This is a genomic window from Marinobacterium sp. xm-d-579 (genome assembly GCF_013282935.1).
In the GTDB taxonomy this organism is placed as follows: Bacteria; Pseudomonadota; Gammaproteobacteria; order Pseudomonadales; family Balneatricaceae; genus Marinobacterium_E.
Map to the genome: position 1 here is coordinate 1 of NZ_WBYP01000002.1, position 19,980 is coordinate 19,980.

General features: G+C 52.6%; 1 protein-coding gene. It reads left to right on the forward strand.

Annotation, left to right across the window (positions count from 1 at the left end):
- The first annotated feature begins 233 nt into the window (after positions 1-233).
- Positions 234-19,937, forward strand: coding sequence for an Ig-like domain-containing protein (locus XMD579_RS03830; RefSeq protein ID WP_217364081.1), 19,704 nt, complete (start codon positions 234-236; stop codon positions 19,935-19,937).
- Positions 19,938-19,980 lie beyond the last annotated feature (43 nt).

Below are 19,980 nucleotides of genomic sequence, written 5' to 3' on the forward strand. Positions count from 1 at the left end.
GCGTTGAGTTTATCGTTAACTTCTCTGAAGCGGTCGATCTGGAAGGCGATGCGCCTTCACTGTCACTGAGCAACGGTGCCACGGCTGAGTATGTCAGCGGTGCGCCGTCTAAACAGCTGCTGTTCCGCTACACCGCCCAAGAGGGTGATGCGAATGCTCAAGACCTCGATGTTCTGAGCTTTGATGCACCTAACAGCACACTGATCTCACTGTCAGGCACCGGCGAGGCGTCTGTGTCACTGTCACAGATCACTGCGGTTGCTGCCAAGTACGATATTAGTTTTGATGGTGAGCGCCCAGAGGGGACGATCACCTTTGATAGCGACGCCTTGATTGCCGGTGAGACCTCGGGTGTCACTGTCACCTTCGCTGAGTCTGTCACCAACCCTCGTGATGCCATCAGTGTCAGCAACGGTACGCTGTCACCGCTGGTGCCTGTGGAAGGTACAGCTATTCCCCGTACGGTGTGGAAGGGTGTGTTTACCCCGACCCTGAAGATCGAAGCCGATGAGACGACGCTGGTGCTGGATAACAGCCTGGTGGCTGACAATGCCGGTAATACCGGTACGGGGCTGAGTGTCTCTAACCCGATCTCTATCGATACCCTGGGTCCTGTCGCAGAGCTTAGCTCTAGCGTGCTCTACAACGGTAACCGTCTGATCACCATCGATTTTGGTGAGCAGGTCACTGACTTCGATGTGAACGACATTGTCGTGACTAACGGCATTAAAGTGACCAGTGGCTTTACTGAAGTTCAAGCCGGTCAGGTCTACACCCTGGAAGTCGCTCCCACCGCGGCAGCACAGGATAACCCTACCGGCGATGTGACTGTCACGCTGCGCAAAGGCACGATGACCGATAGCCTGGGTAACCTCAATGCAGAGCAGTCGATTGCGCGTCCTTGGGATATCCGTGCGCCTGAAATTACTCGTATCAATGCCGAGAGTGGTTCCTACACTGCCGGCGATACCATCGCGATTGCCGTCACATATGACGAAGTGGTGAACGTTGATGCCGTCAACGGCACACCCTTCCTTGCCCTAAACAACGGCCAGGTGGCTGAGTACGTTCGCGGAAGTGAGTCCAACACACTGGTGTTTGAGTACACCGTGGTACAGAACGATCAGGTCGATGCGCTGAATGTGCAGGCACTGGTTAAAGACGGTGCCAACATTACCGACAATGCGGGTAACGACGCAAAAACATACATCACGCCGGGTGCCAACCTCTCGAACCATGCAGTGGTTGAAATTGATGGCGTTGCGCCAACGATTGTCACCATCTCTGCGGTTGAAGATGCACTTTACTTGGCGGGTGATAGCGTAGAACTGACCGTTCAGTTCAGCGAAAACGTCTACATCGACTTTACCAACGGTTCACCGATCCTTGCACTGAGCAACGGTGCGGTTGCTGAGTATGTGGATGGCGATGGTTCAAGCTTCCTGAACTTCCGCTACACCGTTCAGCCAAATGACTTTGATACAACCGATCTGGATGTACATGCTCTGATCACTAACGGATCGGTGTTCAGGGACATCTCCGGCAACGAAGCCAATATGGCGATCCTGAGTGATAACAGCCGATTGGCGTACCGCTCGGATGTGGTGGTTGATGCAGCGACACCTTACATCAAAACCATCTCTGCCAATGCCGGTCACTACAACGAAGGCGAGATCATCGATATCGCCCTGGGTTGGAACAAGCCGGTTGAGATGAACGATGCGCTGGGTACCCCAGAGCTGAAACTAAGCAATGGCGAAATCGCCACCTACAACGCCGCAGCCTCTACACCAACACGCCTAGTCTTCAGCTATGCCGTTCAAGCGACTGATTTTGAGTCGGACGCACTGGCGATTGCTGAATTGCGCACCAACTACGCCACCTTCAACGGCGTTGTTGCTGGTGAATCTGCGGATCTGACCCTGCCAAATGGCGGTGCGATTGCGCAGGCTGAGGGTGGGATCTTTATCGATCTGACGCTACCAGAAGTAGAGTCTATCAGCGTTCTCGACGAGAACGGTTCCGCAGATCTGAGTGCAGGCGAAGCTGCAACGCTGACAATTACGTTCAACGGTGCAGTGAAAGAGCTGCGCCCAGAGTTCTTCAATGTAGAAAACGGTTCAATCGGCGAGTTTGAAACAACTGACAACGTCACTTGGACTGCCGTATTCACGCCACTCAAAGATACTCAAGCCGGTGAACAATCTCTCAGCTTGAATCTCAATCTGGTCTCAGACCTAGCCGGTAACTTCGGCGAAGGCGATTCGCCAGCGGCTAGCTACACCTTGGATAGCGCTTACCCAACCGTGACCATCCGCTCGGATGCGGACGGCATCGTTAATGGCGATGTGCGCATGGTGGTGAACTTCTCTGAATCGGTACAGGATTTTGACCTGACTAAACTGTCAGTCGAAGGCGGTACCATTGATCAGTTAAGCCTGGAGACCCCCGATAACTCGGGTCGTCCTGAAGGCGAATACAGCTTTGTTGTGACCCCCGATCGCAATAGCACGCAGCCGATTAAAGTGCGCGTGATGGATGGCGTTGTCACTGATGAGGCCGGCAACCCCAACAAAGCGTCGGATGTTCTGCTACAGCCAGTCGATACGGTAAAAGCCAAGATCGAAGGTATCCATGCAGAGGCCGGTGCCTATGCGGTGGGTGATACCGTTCAGTTGACCGTGAAGTTTACTGAAGAAGTGGCACTCGAGGACCGTCCGGACGATCCGGATAGCCCGCGTCTGCCGACCCTTTTCCTCAATAATGGTGAGCTCGCGACGTATGTCTCAGGTTCAGGTTCTGATGAGTGGGTGTTCGAATACACCTACAGCGCAGACCACGCGGAAGGTCACCCACTGCAGGTGATCACCTTCCTTGAGAATGACAAACTGGTGGTGGATGAGGCCGGTAATCGCGCTAACACCATCTTAGGTTCGAATAACCGTCTGCAGGAATCGGTAGTCGTAGATGGTACCGAGCCCGTGGTACTGGGCTTTAGCTCAGTCGAAGCGACCTACAACAGCACCGAAGCGTCTGAAAATGGCATGTACAACATCGGTGATGTGATCTGGATTAAATTGACCGCTTCAGAGTGGCTCAATGTGGATACCACCGAAGGGCGTCCAACGTTACTGCTCGAAAACGGCGGCACCGCGACCTACGTATCGGGTACCGGTTCGAACACACTGCTGTTCCGCTACGACGTGCAGGATGATGATCTGTCGACAGACTCATTGACGGTTGCGTCGGTCAGCTTCAATGACGGGCTAATTACTGATGCTGCGGGCAACGCACTGGTCGCCGATAGCTTCAACAATGCGATTGTTGCAGGCCATGTGAAACCTCAGGTTGAAGTGGATACCGATGCACCGATTGTTGAGACGGTTAGCATTGTTGAGACAGTAGCTATTAACGATACTGGCGCCACTGTTGACGCAACCAACGACGGTTACTACAGCGCCGGCACCACCATCGCCTTCGAAGTGAAATTTGATGATGTGATCAATGTCGATACCTCTGAAGCGATCGATGGCAGTCCAGTACTGGCACTGAGCAACGGTCAGCTCGCCACCTATGTGGAGGGCGATGGCACCGATACGCTGCGCTTTGAGTACACCGTATCCGCAGACGATATCAATACCACCGATCTTGAAGTCCTGGGTCTTGCCGAGCAGGGCGCCGTACTCACCGATGATGCAGGTAACCCTGCACTCGTTGAGATGGTCACTGACCGTCGCAACTACACTACGGCGGTGGTGGATACCCATGGCCCAGAGTCTGTAGGTACGAGTGATAGCTTTACCGAAAACGCGGATGGTGAGGACATTGTTCGCACCCTCGAGACGCTCAGCTACACCTTCGAATTTAACGAGATGATGGATCTGCTGCTGGCCACTGTTGCGGGCGTTGATCCAAGCATTGATCCAGCGGATACCGCCACCATTGAGCAGATCGTGGCGGACAATCAGGCGGAGATCCTGAGCTACTTCAGTGTCACCCTCGAAGAGGTTGATCCTGCTATTCACGTGCGTGTGGATGGCGATGGCGATCTGCTGTCAGACGTAAATGACGGTCTAGTGGCGACTAACTTCCGCTTCGAGAGCAACGAAGATGGCACGCTGGATCTGACCAAGTTTACTGTCGATGTGACAACCCCAGACCGTACTTATGCCGATCTGCATGTAGGACTCAATACCGAGAAGTTCGTCGACTTCGCACAGAACGAGCCGATGGATGCGACCATTGTGGCGACTCAGCGCGTGGATACTCAGTCGTTTGATCTTACTGCAACGCCGGTTGCGGGTCTCTTTATTCAAGATGATTCCGTTGTGGTTGTACTCGATGCCGATGGCAATGAACTAGTAGCAAACGTCACGCTTGATGCTGCCACTGGTCAAGCGACTGTACGCGTATCTCCAACCGAGGCTTATCCCGGTGGTTACCGCGGTCCAGTTATGGTTGAGCTGATTGATTACGACGATACAGCTGATTATATCGACGAATTTACCGGCCAGGGTGTGTCACTCTCCGACGGTGTGACTCCAAGCATCATGCGTGCGGTCTTCAATATCACCGAGCCGGGCGAAGTGAAAGTCACGGTATCACCTGTTACCGAGTTGGCAGTCACTAAACTGACCGAAACAATGGCATCCGAAGGTTCGACTTCGCTCGATCCAGCTAAGGTAAACGAATTTAACAGCGGTATCGGTCGTATCTTCGGTATCGATGACATTATCAAAACCGCGGCAACCGTTGTGAATTCAGCGACCGTTGAAGCACAGACGGGCGCTGATGTGACCGACTTCGACGCTACCGATGGTATCGACTCCTCTGAGAAGTACGGCCAGGTGCTGGCGATGCTGTCTGCGCGTGACAGCGCCACAGGTTCACTCACCAACACGATCACTGACCTTGCGGCTGACATTAAAGTTGCCAGCCTGGGCAAGAGCACCGCGATTGCAATTACACAGTCCGGCGCTGACAAACTGGCGGATACGCTCAAGTCGATTGAGACTGCAGCGGTTACTGCAGATCCTGAAGTTGTTGATCAGAGCGTAGAGCTTAATGATTCAGGCGTTAACACGGGCCTTATCGATGTCTCCTACATCGAGTCCGCAGCGGGTAACAGCTACGGTATTAACCTCGATGAAGCGAAAGAGACGCGCGTGCCGGTTAAAGGCGCAGCTGAAGGTGATACCGTGTTTGTTCAGTGGGGTGTTAACACCGCGACTGGCGAACCGAATCTAATCGAATACGTTGTCACAGCTGACGACGTCGCAGAAGATGGAGCAGTTACTGTTCCTGTCAGTATCGATGCTATTGCGCTGCAGATGGACTCGAAAGAGGTACCCATCCGCACGGCAGTGATCAAACCGGATGCGGTTGATATCGAGGGTAACCCGGTTACAGCGCCGAGTGAATCTGACTTCACGGCACCGGTATTGTTACAGGTCGATATCATTCCACCTGAAACGACGGTTGAGGCTCCAACTGCCGAGACTCCATTTGAGGTGTCCGGTGCCATTGAGGGTCTTAACGCGGGTGATGACTTCTTCATCCTGATCAACAACAGTGCTGACGAGCGCTTCAAGTACAAGGTCGAAAGCACATTCTTGGGCGATGAAGATGCCGAGCTCCCAGCGGGCTTGAGCCTTGAGAACATCGTCTACGACGAGATCGGCGATACTTGGGCGTTTGACTGGTCGTTTGACCTGACTCAGGCGATCTCCGTCGCTGAATTGGCTGCTGCTGAAGCGGACCCAGATTACACGCCGGTACCTACTTTCTCTGAAGAGAGCGAGACAGCGGTCTTCCAGGTCGATGCAGCAACTTCAGACTTGGTGGGTAACGCCGCCGAAGATAATTCACGCAACGAGTTCATCATCGGTACCGCGAGCGATCTAGTTGATAGCGACACCGAAGTCACCTTTATGGATCAGGTGCTCGATCGCCTGACTGAGCGCTATGAAGATGAGGCAGTCGATACGCGCTCTGAAATTCAGACCATTGCGAATGCCGTTAACAATCTGGAGGCGATTGCCGCTTTTGATGCGGCGGCTCTTTCAGGCAGTTTAGTAGCCGAACGCCAGAGTTTAGTGCTATCCGCAGACGGTTCCGTTGCTCCTGGTCAGTTTGCGCTGAACCTTGGCGGTGACGCCGTTGACGTTGATCTGTCAGGTGTCGCGAACCCAAGCGTATTGGACATTGTCGATGCGATCCGTGCTGAGTCCGGTTACGCCGATAAGAACTACACCGTCGCGCTGAGCGCTGATGGTAATAGCGTTGAAATTAGCTACAAAGCCTTTGGCCCACAGCCAGAGTCGAGTGCTATTTCAACACTGACTGAGACACTTTCTGCCGCTCCGATCGATTCAACCATCGATGTGGCCGGTGATATCGCTAATTTTGCGGTTCAAAGCATTGCGGTGGACGGTGCCGCTGTCGAAAACGGCTTTGCCGTTTCCCCAGGACAAATCCGTCTATCGTTTGGTGGTGTCAACCTTGATCTGACCGCTGCTGAAGGCGATCTGATTACTGATCTACTGGCCGATGCGCAAGCCGCTCCGGCGTATGCAGACCTGCCATTTACCCTAGCGGTTAATGATGCCGGTGATAGTTTGGTAGCCACCTGGAAGCAGGTCGGTACGATCAGCGACACCCTGTCCCTGAACCGTGACTATGAACAGACCACTGAGACCTCAGTGGACGCGACCAGCAGCACCGATGGTGATGCGGGTATCAGCACGGCAGAGTTGCAGTCACTCGATATCCAGAATGTCGATGACTCTAAACTGCGCGCGATTAACAAAGCACTGGCTGAGAACCTGGCGCAGATTAAATCTGAGCCGAGCATCACCTTTGCTGACCAGACACTGGCTGCCGGTGATGACACTACCGTTACGCTGAGTTTCCCAACTCGTGTGGGACAGGTGCCCGATGATGTCCTGGCCCTGGTGGGTGGTGACCTGAGCACGGAAGGGGTAGAGGGTGCACCGATCTGGAGTACTGTTGACGGTATTAACTGGACAGCCACCTTTACTGCCAGCAGTGCGATCAACAACACTTCACTGCGCTACGAGCCGGTGCTCGATGAGGACGGCGTGCAGGTGCTGGATGCCAATGGCGATCCTAAACTGGCGGTGATTCCAACCGTCGATGCCGATGGAAACCCAACCGGTGAGTATGAATCGATCGGTCTCAACGATCTGCGTCAGGTATCACTGGTGGAAGCACTGGTGAACCGTGTGACCGATGCGTCGGATACGGTGAAAGCCTTTGCCAGCGAGCAGGGTGATACCCCTGCGGCATTGCCGTCGGTGCAGGACTTCGCTGATATGTCAGTAGAAGGCGTGGCCGATGACAACCTCAGCGCGGTACAAGATGCCCTGAGCACCGTACGTGATCGCTTTGAGGGCGAGGGTGACCTCTTTACCCAGATCGAAACCGTTGTGGATAGCTACAACGCGGTATTCGATACCGTGTATGCCGAAACAGAACAACCGACCCCTGTCGATCTGATTGAAGATCTAAACAACATTGGTGTTAGTAACCTGAGCAGCGATGCTGCGCGTGCTGAAGACCAGACCACGCTGTTGCAGGGCGCCCTGCGTGAAGTTGCCGCAGCTAAAACAGATATTACTGACGGTGCGACTGCAGCCGAACAACAAGCAGACATGATCAACTCGGTAGCGAAGCTCGAGAGCTTTGTGACTAGCGTTGAGAACGTCCTTGCCCGTGCCAACGGTGAAACCGTGGATGTCGACGGCACAGCTACGCCTGTGGCTGTTAGCGATGCAGACCTGACTGCGCTGGGCTTTGGAGACCTGTTACAGGATGAGTCCGCCAATAGTCGACTGAGCGCCTTGCAGAAAGTCCTGCTGGATCAGTCTGAAGGCGAGGGCAGCGACGCCATCGTTAACTACGCGGATCTGAAAGCGGTTCTTAACACTGCTTCGGATGCCTTCGATGCGATCGTGGGTCTCACTGCAACTGCTCAAGATACAACCCATGCAGATGCCGATGCGCGTGCAGCGGCAGTTACTGCAGCCTTGGCTGAGGTCGATGCCGACAGCTTCCAGAACATGGGTATCGATGGTGTGACCGATGTAAATATCGGGTCGATGACCGGCGATGAGATGGCAGCGGCCGTTAAAGACGCGCTGTCCAATACCCCGAATGACATTGTCAGCCTTGAAGCGATTCAAGCGGTGGTGGATAGCTACAGCGATATTTTGGCAACCGCACAGGATGATGCGGGCACCATTGAGGTGGTCGATCTGACTAACATTGGTGTCACGCTTGAAGCGGGTACCGAAGAGGCCGTGGCGGAACTAGCCAGCGGCATCATTGCGACCTTCGGTACGGCGGATGTGTCAAGCGTCAGCGACGTACAGGCGAAGATCGATGCGATCAACTCGGTGTTTGCGAATACCCTGCGTACGTCTGATACAGACACTGAGAACACTACAGTTGTGTCAAAAGACGAGCTACATACACTTGGCTTTGATGGCGCAACCGATGATAACCTGGATGCGATCCAGCGCGTGCTGAGCGATCAGAGCGATGAGTCTGACGTGAAGTCGTACGCGGATCTGAAACAGTTGATCGACAATGCTGTAAATGCGCATGCCGATATTCTTGCAGCGGCAACAACTGATGATCTGACCGATATCGACACCACCGACTACACCAACATGGGTATCGACGGTGTTAGCGGCGACCTATCTGATGGTGATGACACCAACGACGGTAACCTCGCAGCAATCAACGATGCGTTGATCAATACCGATAACAGCCTCACTACTGCCGAAAGCGTGCAAGAGGTAGTAGACAGCTACAACACCATCCTTGAGACCGCGACCAACGACAGCGGCACCATTGACGTGGCCGATCTGACTAATATCGGTGTCGAGCTAGAAGCTGGCACTGAAGCGGCTGTGGCAGAACTCACCTCTGGCGTGATTGCGAGTCTGGGTTACTCAGAAGTTGATACTGTGGCAGAGACGCAGGACATCGTGGATGCGATCGATGCGGTGTTTGCCAACACGCTGCGCACTTCAGACGATGATGCGACACACACTACGGTTGTCTCTAAAGAGCAGCTGCATACGCTGGGCTTTGTCGGTGCGACCGATGACAACCTGGATGCCATCCAGCGCGTATTGAGCGATCAGACCGATGAGTCTGATGTGAAAGATTACGCAGCCCTAAAACAGCTGATCGACGCTGCGATTGCAGCACACAGTGACATTCTCACTGCTGCATCGACCGATGACCTTACCGGCATTGACGAGGCTGATTATGCGGCAATGGGCATCGATGGGGTTGATACCGACAACCTCAGCTCGATCAACGATGCGCTGATCAATACTACGAATACACTGGATACTGCTGCCTCAATCCAAGAGGTGGTGGATAGCTACAACCACATTCTGGATCTGCGTGCCGATGGCAGCGGTATCACGCTGGATGCGGCTGACTTTACCGACCTGGGTGTGACACTGAAAGCGGATAACGCGAATCAGGCTGAACAGCTAGCTTACCTGCAAGAGATCGTCGCAAGTGATCTGGGAAGCGGTGATATCACGACTGTATCGGGTCTGCAGGCGCTGGCTAACGCTACTTCTGATCTGATCGATCTGATCCAGGGCAACAGCCCCGATAGCGATGGCACTGAGGGTCTGACTATTGAGCAGTGGGCACTCTTGGGTGTGACGGCGGCTGATGCCGAAGAGGTGGCGATGCTGAATGCTCGCTTGGCTCTGACCGCAGATGATCTGTCTGATGTCACTAACCTGGCGACTGATCTTGCGGCACGCGTGGAGGAGTCACGCAATGCACTGGCGAAGATCGAAGCCTACGCGAACGCCGATGGTGCGTCTGATTTTGATGCGGATGGTACCACGTCACCAACAGATACAGACGATATACCGACTGTCCAAGACTACAGCTTTATCGGTGTAGTCGACTATGATGCGGGCAACAGTACGCGCGTTTCCATCGATGCGACGAACATCGCGACCATCAACGAACTCTTTGCCGCAGCCCTTGTGGGTGCTGATGAGGGTGATGACCCAGCCTCAACCCGCACTGAAGTACAGGCAGTCATCGATGGCGCAGCGGATCGCTTAGGCGCGTTTGCGAAGATCGTCGCCTACGCCGAAGCGAATGTGCTAACTCCAGCAGATAGCTCGCTGATCCCAACCGCGGCCGACTTTGCGCTCTGTGGCGCAAGCGGTGTGGCGGATAACAACAACATTCCAGCGCTGCTGACTAAGTTGGCAGCGATGGGTTCTAGCAGCAACGGTCTAGCGGTGGATACCACCCCAGAACTGCAGGCCTTCGTGAAACAGGTGGCGATCGAGAAGATCAAAGCCTGGACCGATACTGATGGCGGCAACGGTGCTGCACCGATCCTGCAGGATTACCTCAACGCGGATCTGGTAAGCTACGACGACAGCGCGATCACTGAAGCGATGGTGCCTGCACTGAACGAACTCTTTGCCGGTAGCCTAACCGCTGCAGGCGATGCCGATGACCAAGCTGAACAGCAGCAGGTTATCGATGGTGCAGCGGCCATGCTCGCCGCGATGGCGAAGATCGCCAACTACGCTGAAGCAGATGGCGCGATCGACCTTGATGGCGATGCCGATACCGGCGATGCCAACGGTTACGATCACCTCACCGTCGCTGACTTTGAAGCGGCGGGTATCAGCGGTGTAGCTGACGGAACTGACCTCTCTGTAGGGACAGGTACGTCTACATCAGCGAGCGGTTACAACAACCTCGAGGCTGTACTGAATAAACTGGCTGACAGCGGTATTAAGTACCTCAATGCTGACACACTTGAAGAGGTGCAGGCATTGGTCGCGAATGTTGCGGCTGAGAAGATCGCTTACTACGCCGATCAAGATGGTCAGTGGCCAGCGGTTAGCGAGAGTTATGCGCTCTACACAGATGTGCGAGCAGATGCTGGTGGCAACGCCTTCTTCATTGATGGCACAGAAGCGCCAACACTGGATCTGAAACCGGGTACTTACACCTTCGATCTGTCACAGGCTTCGATGGCCGGTACCGATCTGGCCTTTAGTATCAACGCTGATGGCTCTGGCGGTCTGCCAGCCGGTGTTACCTTGGTTACCACGGGCACCGCTGGTCAAGCGGGTGCCTCTGCCGTACTGACCGTGCCACAGGGCTATGAAGGTACGCTGCACTACATTGATGCTAACTCAATGGTCACTGGCGGTAGCGCCGTTGCTGAGAAGCTCTACTTTGCTCCTGAGGTGCAGGACTACACCAACGCAGGCCTTGTCGATCCAAACGACAATGCGATCACAGCGCAGCACCTGCCGTTCGTGAACGCGATCTTTGCCAAAGATAGCGTTGGTCACACCGACGATGCACCGAACAACCTGTTCGATGCCGATGACGCCACCAGCCAACAGGCGGCGATCGACGCTTACGGCGCCAATATGCTGTCGCTGATGAAGTTCGTCGACTACATGCTGACCGAAAATGGCGTGGTTAAAGCGGACTTCAGCCTGGCTGACTTCACCAATGCAGGGCTATTGCGTGTCGATGGCAGCAGCATGAGCGGTGTGCTGGATCGTCTGCCGGGTTATGAAGTGTCCGACACCTTGGACCGCGATGCACTGAACTCAGTGGATAAGATCCAAGCGTTTATCTCGCGCGCGATTATCGCTGAGTACAATGATGATCCTGCCAACAATCAGGCGCCAGTGGGTGCAGACTATGTGGCAGCGGGTATCAACGGTGCTGATGACGATAACGCAGCGGCGATGAACTACCAGGTAGCGCAGATAGCTTCCGGTAGCTACAGCGATAGCATCTCTGCGATCGAAGCACTGGTTACACCTGCAAACACCGCCATCAACAAGCTGGCAACCTTCGATCTCGATCATATTGATCCGATCAGCAACGATAGCCAGATCGTTATCGGTCGCAGCCATGACGGCACCAACTTTGTCGCACAGACCCTGACACTGGCGGACTTCGGTGATTACGCCGATCCAAGCAGCGATGCGCAGGCGTCAATCAAAATTACTGCGCTGCCTGCAGCGGGAACGCTTGAGCTTGATGGTACAGTAGTATCTCAAAATGACAGCATCAGTGTGGCTGACATTAACGATGGCAAACTGACTTACACACCAGCGAGTACAAATGCTGCAACCTCACTCGACTTCTCAGTCATTGATGCTGATGGCAACGAGAGCGCTGAAGACTACACCTTGTCGATCGATCGCGAGGACTTCAGTCCTGCAGTCGGTATTGCAAACTCGGGTCTGGTACAAGCAGATACCGGTGTATACAGCGGTGGTCTTTATGTTAACGATGCGCTAACTGGCTTTGAAAGTATGAGCAGCCTGCGTGTGGTGATCACCGCCACAGGTGGCGATGTGAAGATCGGTAACCTGAGTGGGGCTACTCAAATTCAAATTGGCTTCGATTACGCGACAACCGGCGGCGATGAGATCTGTATTGAAGGTACACAGGCACAGATCAATGCGGCACTGAAAACCTTGCAGACCAAGATCACCAGCGGTAACGAGAAGGTCGATATCTCGATTGATGTTCAGCCGGGTGGCATGGTTTACAACCCTGAGAATGACCATTTCTATGAGTACGTCGCGAGCTCAGGTATCACCTGGGATAACGCTAAAGCGGCGGCTGAAGGTCGAACATTCGAGGGTATGACAGGGTATCTGGCCACTCCAACTAGTGCGAATGAAAATGCGTTTATCGCGTCAAAAGTGAGTGCGCAAGCCTGGATTGGCGCCAGTGACGTGGCTAGTGAGGGCGTTTGGAAGTGGATGACCGGTCCTGAGGCTGGGACTCAATTTTGGCAAGGCGCCTCAGGCGGTTCAGCAGTCAATGGCGAGTACGCGAACTGGGCGAGTGGTGAACCGAACGATTCAGGTGGCGAGGACCATGCACACTACCTGAGCAGTGGGATGTGGAACGATTTCCGCTTTAACAATAGCTCAATTCAGGGCTACATGGTTGAATACGGCGGTATGCCAAACGACGTCCCGACCGTTAAAGCAGGTGTTAAAACACTGACCGTTTATGCCACCGAAGCACTCGGCAACGTCTCTATGACCGTTTCAGACTTCGAGCAAGCGGGCGTAACCGGCGTGACGACTGACAATCTAGCCTCTATCAACCAGGTGTTGAGTGGTAAGTCAGCAGCAGACGTAGATACCAACCCAGAGCTGCAGTCTGTGGTGAATGGTGTCATCTCCGCGATCGCGAAGATCGAAGATTTCAATAACGGCGCTAATGGTGTCACAACACTTGATGTGGCTGACTATGAAGCTGCGGGTATCGTGGGCGTTGCAGCCGGCAACAAAGATGCGTTTAACAGCGCTATCCAGGCTCTGAACACGGGTGGCGCGAACACGACCGCTGAAATTCAGGCTGCCGTGGCACAGGTGCGTATTGAAACCTATGCCGATGCGACTGACGCCACTGGCCTGGAAGTACCTACAGTTGCGGATTACCACGCGCTGGGCATCTATGCCGTAGATGCATCTAACCTTGCGTGGGTGAATAGCTTCGCCCTTGATGCAGCATCGGACCTTGCAGACAACACCGCTGAGATCGAGCTACTGGTACAAGAAGCGCTTGAGATGAAACCGTACTTCGATGCGGTCGCTAAGATCAGTGCTTACGCTGACTCTGACGGTAATGGCACGGTACCGACACTTGAAGATTACGTGGCGGCACAAGTTAAGGGTGTCAACGAGTACAACCTCGGCATGGCGAACGCACTCTTTGCTGATAGCGCAGTGGGTACTGGCGACACAACGCTGGCAGGCACTCAGTCTGAGCAGCAGTCGGTGATTAACGCCGCATCCACAGAGCTCTCGTCTTACGCGAAGATTGTCTCTTACGCAGCCAATAATGGTGGCGAAATTCCAACGGCGACTGACTACAGCAATATTGGCCTGGCAGCATTCCCGTCCGAGTATGTGGCTAAACTCAATGCGCTACTTCTCACTCAGCCAATTGGCCGTGCCGAAGTAGATGAGCTGTCTGAGATCGAGGCCTTGGCGTCTCGCATCAAGATTACCGAATACGCTAACGCCAATGGTTTTGCCATTGATGGTACAACCGACCTGGCTGGCGACTTCGTACCTTCTATTACCGATTACGAAAATCTGGGGATTACTCAGATATTCAACGGTACTCAGATGGTCGATATCGATGCCAATAACCTCGAGCAGGTCAACGACGTGATGCGTATGCGCTACGTTGGTGACGGCGCTCGTGTCGATGTGATCGACAACGCTACCGATGCTGCGAGCAACGAAACCAACCTGGCGTACGCAAATACTGTTGATACTGCAGCAGAGATTGAGGATGCCATCCGTCTAGCGATGGGTGAGACGGTCGATTCTGGCAACAGCAGTTTCGGCTTGCGTGCGGCGGCACTCGATAAGATCGCTGCATTCGCAGAAACGGTCAGCAACCTTGCTGATCAAGCGGCTTACGATGCCTATGTGGCTGACAGCGGTAATGCTGCCAGCATTCCATCAGCCGATGACTACAACAATGCCGGTGTACTAGGTATTACCAACAGTACCGCCGAAATCAATGAATCGCTCGCAGCAGCAATTAACACCAAACTCTTTACTGGTGGTGCCAACGGCACGGTGAACACGGTCGTTGAATTGCAGCCGTTTGTCGATTCTGCTAATGAGATCGTCAACAAAATTGGCGCTTGGGCTGAGCCTGACTTGTCTGGAATTATGGGCACGGTTCAGAACTTTATCTCTCTAATACCTGAATTTGAAAACGCAGGCTTTGATACTGTCTCGGGTAATGATATCAATGGTTGGACAACCTATATCGGAGAGGTGAACCTTGGTGTAACTGTTTTGGCAGGTTTTGTGTCACCTGTGGAGTCGAATGTTGGGGCAGATACAACTGCGATAGGTAAAAATGGCACTAACTACCTGACTGATTTGCCTTATGACTGGAACCAAGACGGTCCTGCGACGGTAAGCGTTGTAGATGATCCGGATGCCTCGGGTCGCGGTAATGTCTTGTCAGTAGATACTGGTGTACAGTCCTTGGGTACCAGCTTGGTTAGAAGCGGCTATGTAGGCTCGACACAATACACGACGGGCACGAACGGAAATTATCCTTACGGAATTATTCACGGCCCAGCGATCTACAGTAATGAAGCAATTGAGCTTACTGCAGGTGCGACAATATCGGTAGATTGGAAGGCGACTGCTGCAGGTGATGCCGCGGACGTTTTGGGTTATTTGGTGAACGTTAACGATGGTTCAACTATCAAGCTGCTTGATTACACCAGCCCGAACGATACGACTGAAACATCTTGGCAAACCAAAACTGTTACTGTTCCTGCTGATGCAACTGGTAGCTACAAGTTTGTGTTTGTTGGTGGTTCTTTCGACTACTCTGGAGGCCAAGGCGTAGGCGCAGAATTCCTTATTGATAACATTGATGTTCGTTACATCACCTCACCCTACGAATTTAATGGCCTGGTAAATTCAAACGGTGCAGATGATTGGCAGGCAGCACAGGCGCTATTCGATAAGCTGGCTTACAGTGATAACTCGGATGCACTTGTATATTCATCTTCAGTAGATCCAAGCCAGGATAACCCGCTGCAGGTGGGTTGGTATGACATGGGTGATATGGGTGTTGAGCCATCAGTACTCGATCACTTCATAATTCATGCAGCGAACACTACGGGTGATTACAGCAAACTGCCTGCTGATTTCGATATTATGGGTTGGGATAACAACGCTGGTGAATGGGAAGTTATTAAGACCTTCAGCAGTGATCTGACCTCAGCGACGCAAACAACCGTAGGTAGCCTGTCTGCTGCCGAAATACAGCAGATTGTATTGCCCGCACTTAAAGCAAACACGATCTACGACCTGAATGTGGGCGGCGTTACGCTATCGATCACATCAGATACTGATCCGACCGTTGCTGAAATAGCTGCGGCGTTCAATAGCGCGGCGACTTCTGCCTCAGCGGCCTTTACGGTAACTGAGTCAGCGTCTGGAACAGGCTTAGATATCACATGGACAGCAGCAGGTGTCGTTACAGATACCGCACGCTTCATGATGTCTGCTGATAACTACGAAGCTTCAAATGGATCATCACTGACATTTGATGTTTCAGATGTCGACGCCAAGGCTTATACGGGCTTTAAGATCAATGTTCGAGAGGCCTTCGGTGGTGCTGGCATTGAGATGACCGAGCTAGAGTTGAAGGCTGCGGCGATAGACTATGCGGATCTTCCGTCTGGTTCTGAACCCACTTATCAGGACTATAACGCCATCGGCTTCACCGAGGTGGATGCTAATAATGTTGCCGATATCAACGCACTGGTCTTTGCCAAAGAGAGCGCGGCCGATGTGTCTACCTTGCCGCAGATCAAGCCGGTCATTGATACCTACTTGGATGCCATGGGCCGCATTGAGGCTTTCGCGAATGGCGATGGTGCAGCCGACACAGATGGCGATTTCACTGCTGATACAGGTGAAACAGGCGTACCGACCGTAGCGGATTATCAGGCTATTGGTATGCGCTTCGTTGTGAACAGCGATGGCCTCAATGTGCCAATCTCAAACGACAATATAGCAGCCATCAATGAGGTCATCGCTGGTGCGAGCTACGGCGACGATTCTGGCGATACCGCCATCACAACAGCTGCCGAACTGCGTGCCGTATTGAATTCAGGTGCTATTGCTGCTCGCTTAGCTGCGATTGCAAAAATCTCTGAGTTGGCGACGGTTATCCCTAACAGTGTTACCCTCGCAGACGACACGACTACACCAACTGTGGGCAATACTGATACGGTAAATCTGACGCTCACGGGTCCTTATGGGGCAGCCCAAGTTCTGACGGCAACGATGACCTCTGAGAGTGGCTGGGGTGGCATAGCTGCCGAGCTATCGGCAGACCTTGGTGCCAACTCAGGTTTTGTCATCACTGCTGCAGCAACCGGAGGTCTTACGATTACCCGGGCTGACGGCGCAACCTTCAGTGTTGCTGTCAACGACGGTACAGGCGATTGGTCGCTCAGTGACGGTAATTCGAACACGTTGAGTCTGTCCTCAGGCACGGCTGCGGGTATTGTTACGGTCAACGGCGATGGGTCGGCTCCGTCAGTAGCGGACTTCACTGCTGCTGGTGTCACAACTGTAAGCATTGCGAATATTGCTGAAGTTGTTGAATACATAGTTGCTGGTAGTGCTGATAGTGAGTTTGATACATCGAAGGAGATCAGCTCAGTTGTCACTGCACTTGATGCATTAAAACTCATTACTGATTACGCCGAAGCAGACGGCACAGGTACCGCACCAGATGCGAATGACTTCGCCTCTATAGGTGTTTCCAGCTATGACTCTGCCGGTACGGCTAAAACTATTGATGCTAGCAACATTGACGCGATCAGAGAGTTACTCAAAGAGACGTCAGTGGGTACGCAGGGATCGGATACTTATACTCTGACTGACGCAGCCAGCATTCAGTCAATGCTTAATTCTGCATCGATTGTCGCGAGGCTGGATGCCATCGCTAAGATCGCGGCCTATGCCGAGGATAGTATTACTAACGCAATCCCAGATGTGGCGGATTATGCAGCCTTGGGTATTACTTTGGATAGCAATGCGCTTAATTCTGCTAATGCTAGCATTGAAGTAGCGACCGCTGCGACGGCAGATACCTTGGCTGAAATCAGTGCGTTGATGCCGGCAGTCCCCTACATCGGAATGATCGGGAGTTTTGTTGACCCTAGCGAGACCGTAACGTTGAACGTTGGCGACAGCATTGAGTTCGTTGTCATGACTACAACACCGCTTGATCACACTGCAGGTGGTGTTGTGCAAGCAACACTAGACAACGGTGCGACTGTTTTGATGCGTCCCGAATACGACCAAGAATTCGGTAGGACAGCTCTATTTGGCGTTTACACAGTAGCGGTAGGTGATGGCACATCTACTGATCTTGATATTACTGGGTTTAGTGCTGTTAACGGACAATCACTCCCTGTCTCAAGTAATGGCACGCCGTTGGAGCTCGCTATTCCAGCAGGGGTTGCATCTCTTGCAAGCCGATTTGATATCGTTGTAACTGACTACGAGCCACCAAGAATTGAATCGCTCAGTTTCGCTTCAGATACAGGTCTGTTTAATGACGACCTTGTGACTGCAACGGCGTATCAAAGCGACACAACGAACGGCGCGCTCACGGGTAGCTTCAGCCCTGTATTGGACGCTGCGAATAAATTCGTAGCCATAAGTACAGTTTTCGACGGGCAGACGGTTTACGATGCTGACTCGAGTTTTAAGAACTCTCTAAGCGCGTTGGATAATGGAGATGATCAGCTTTTCTCGGATCCGCTGTTAGGGCAGTGGTTGTCCGACAGTAGCAGTTTTCAGATTGTTGTAGACAACGAGAATGCAACTATTGCTGACGGGACATATAGTCTGACATTCAGTGTTGGATCGGGTACGTCTCAAACTCTGTCCTACACTTCTTCTAGTGGCACTGTTGGCGACTTATTGGATGGTCTATTCGTAACCAATAATACGTTGAATACAGTCGGGTTTGAGACTACTCGTGGAAGTAGTGGCTTTAATGTTCAGCGCTTCTCTGGTGAAGACTTTACCGTGAGCCTGTCTCAAGACTTGCTTAATTTGGGGGTTTTGAAACAACGTGAGTTTGTTCAAAACACTGGTGAAGTTGACACACTGATTACTGGTTCAGTCTCGGTAACTAATGGAGCAACGGACTACAATGCGTCATTTACCACAGAGGTCAAACAAGGGGCATTGGCGACTGTGACCCAACATGGCGACGGCAGCAACCCGGAAATTCAAACAGTCAACTTCCAGGTTGACATTGGGGGGGATGGACGACGCCAGTTTACGGGGGACCTTCGTTTTGGTTCCACTATTGTGGAGCTGGCATGGGGATTCAATTCTACAAGCACAGATAGCGATATTGTCTCCGCGTTGCAAGGTTCACTGGATACAGCTTTTGGTGCTAACAATCCAGATCGACCTACGTTGACACTTGGGTCAATAGGGGCTGCTGATTCGAACGGTCATGCTTTGGTTGATATGACATTTACTTGGAATCATAACAGTAATGCAAACGTCGGCTATCAGCTGCTAGTTGACGATGGTAGATCAGAAGTGGTCGTTGAACAGAGCTTTGATTTCACCCTTGATCAAACTGCTGCTAATTCACCAGTTCTTAGTGGTGCGAGTTCAAATGCTTTGACAGCCAGCGAAGGCACAAGTATCGATATTACCGGCGTTGAAACCGGCGAATATCTGTACTTCATTGAGGCGAATGCATATGCAGGGCTCACTGATGTTTCAACAAACTCAGACCAACACATGCAAGACATATTTGCGCTTTCTTCAGAGAAGTGGACGCGTGTTCTAGTGGGTGAAAACGTCACGACAACTGATACGGTAAGCTTTACAGTGGATGGATTAATGGACGGTAGTTATAAGCTAGTTGCGATGGATCTGGCGGGTAATTTCAGTGCTGTATCGTCAGATACATTAACTGTCACTGGAAGCTCCGCTGTGAATACTGACCTTGATGTTGCTATGAACGCCATTACTGACACTAGTGATGGTGACGGCTCAACCGTCGAGCTATTGCTCGATATCAACGAAGCTGTCGCTGGTGATACTGTCGAGATATGGATCGATGGTGTTAAGGTTGACGAGCATGAATTGACAGCAGCAGAAGTGACCGTTGGATCAGCAAGCGTTGCTATTGATGTCGATGCTAACGGCGCTGATACAGGTACATTGAATGATGTTAATGTACAGATTGCAGTTCGACACGGTAGTTTTGATACACAAACTGAAACAGAGGACTCGACTGTTAATTACACTTGGAGTTGATGAGAAAAGACGGAGCTCTCGGATTAAAAGCCCACCTGAAAAG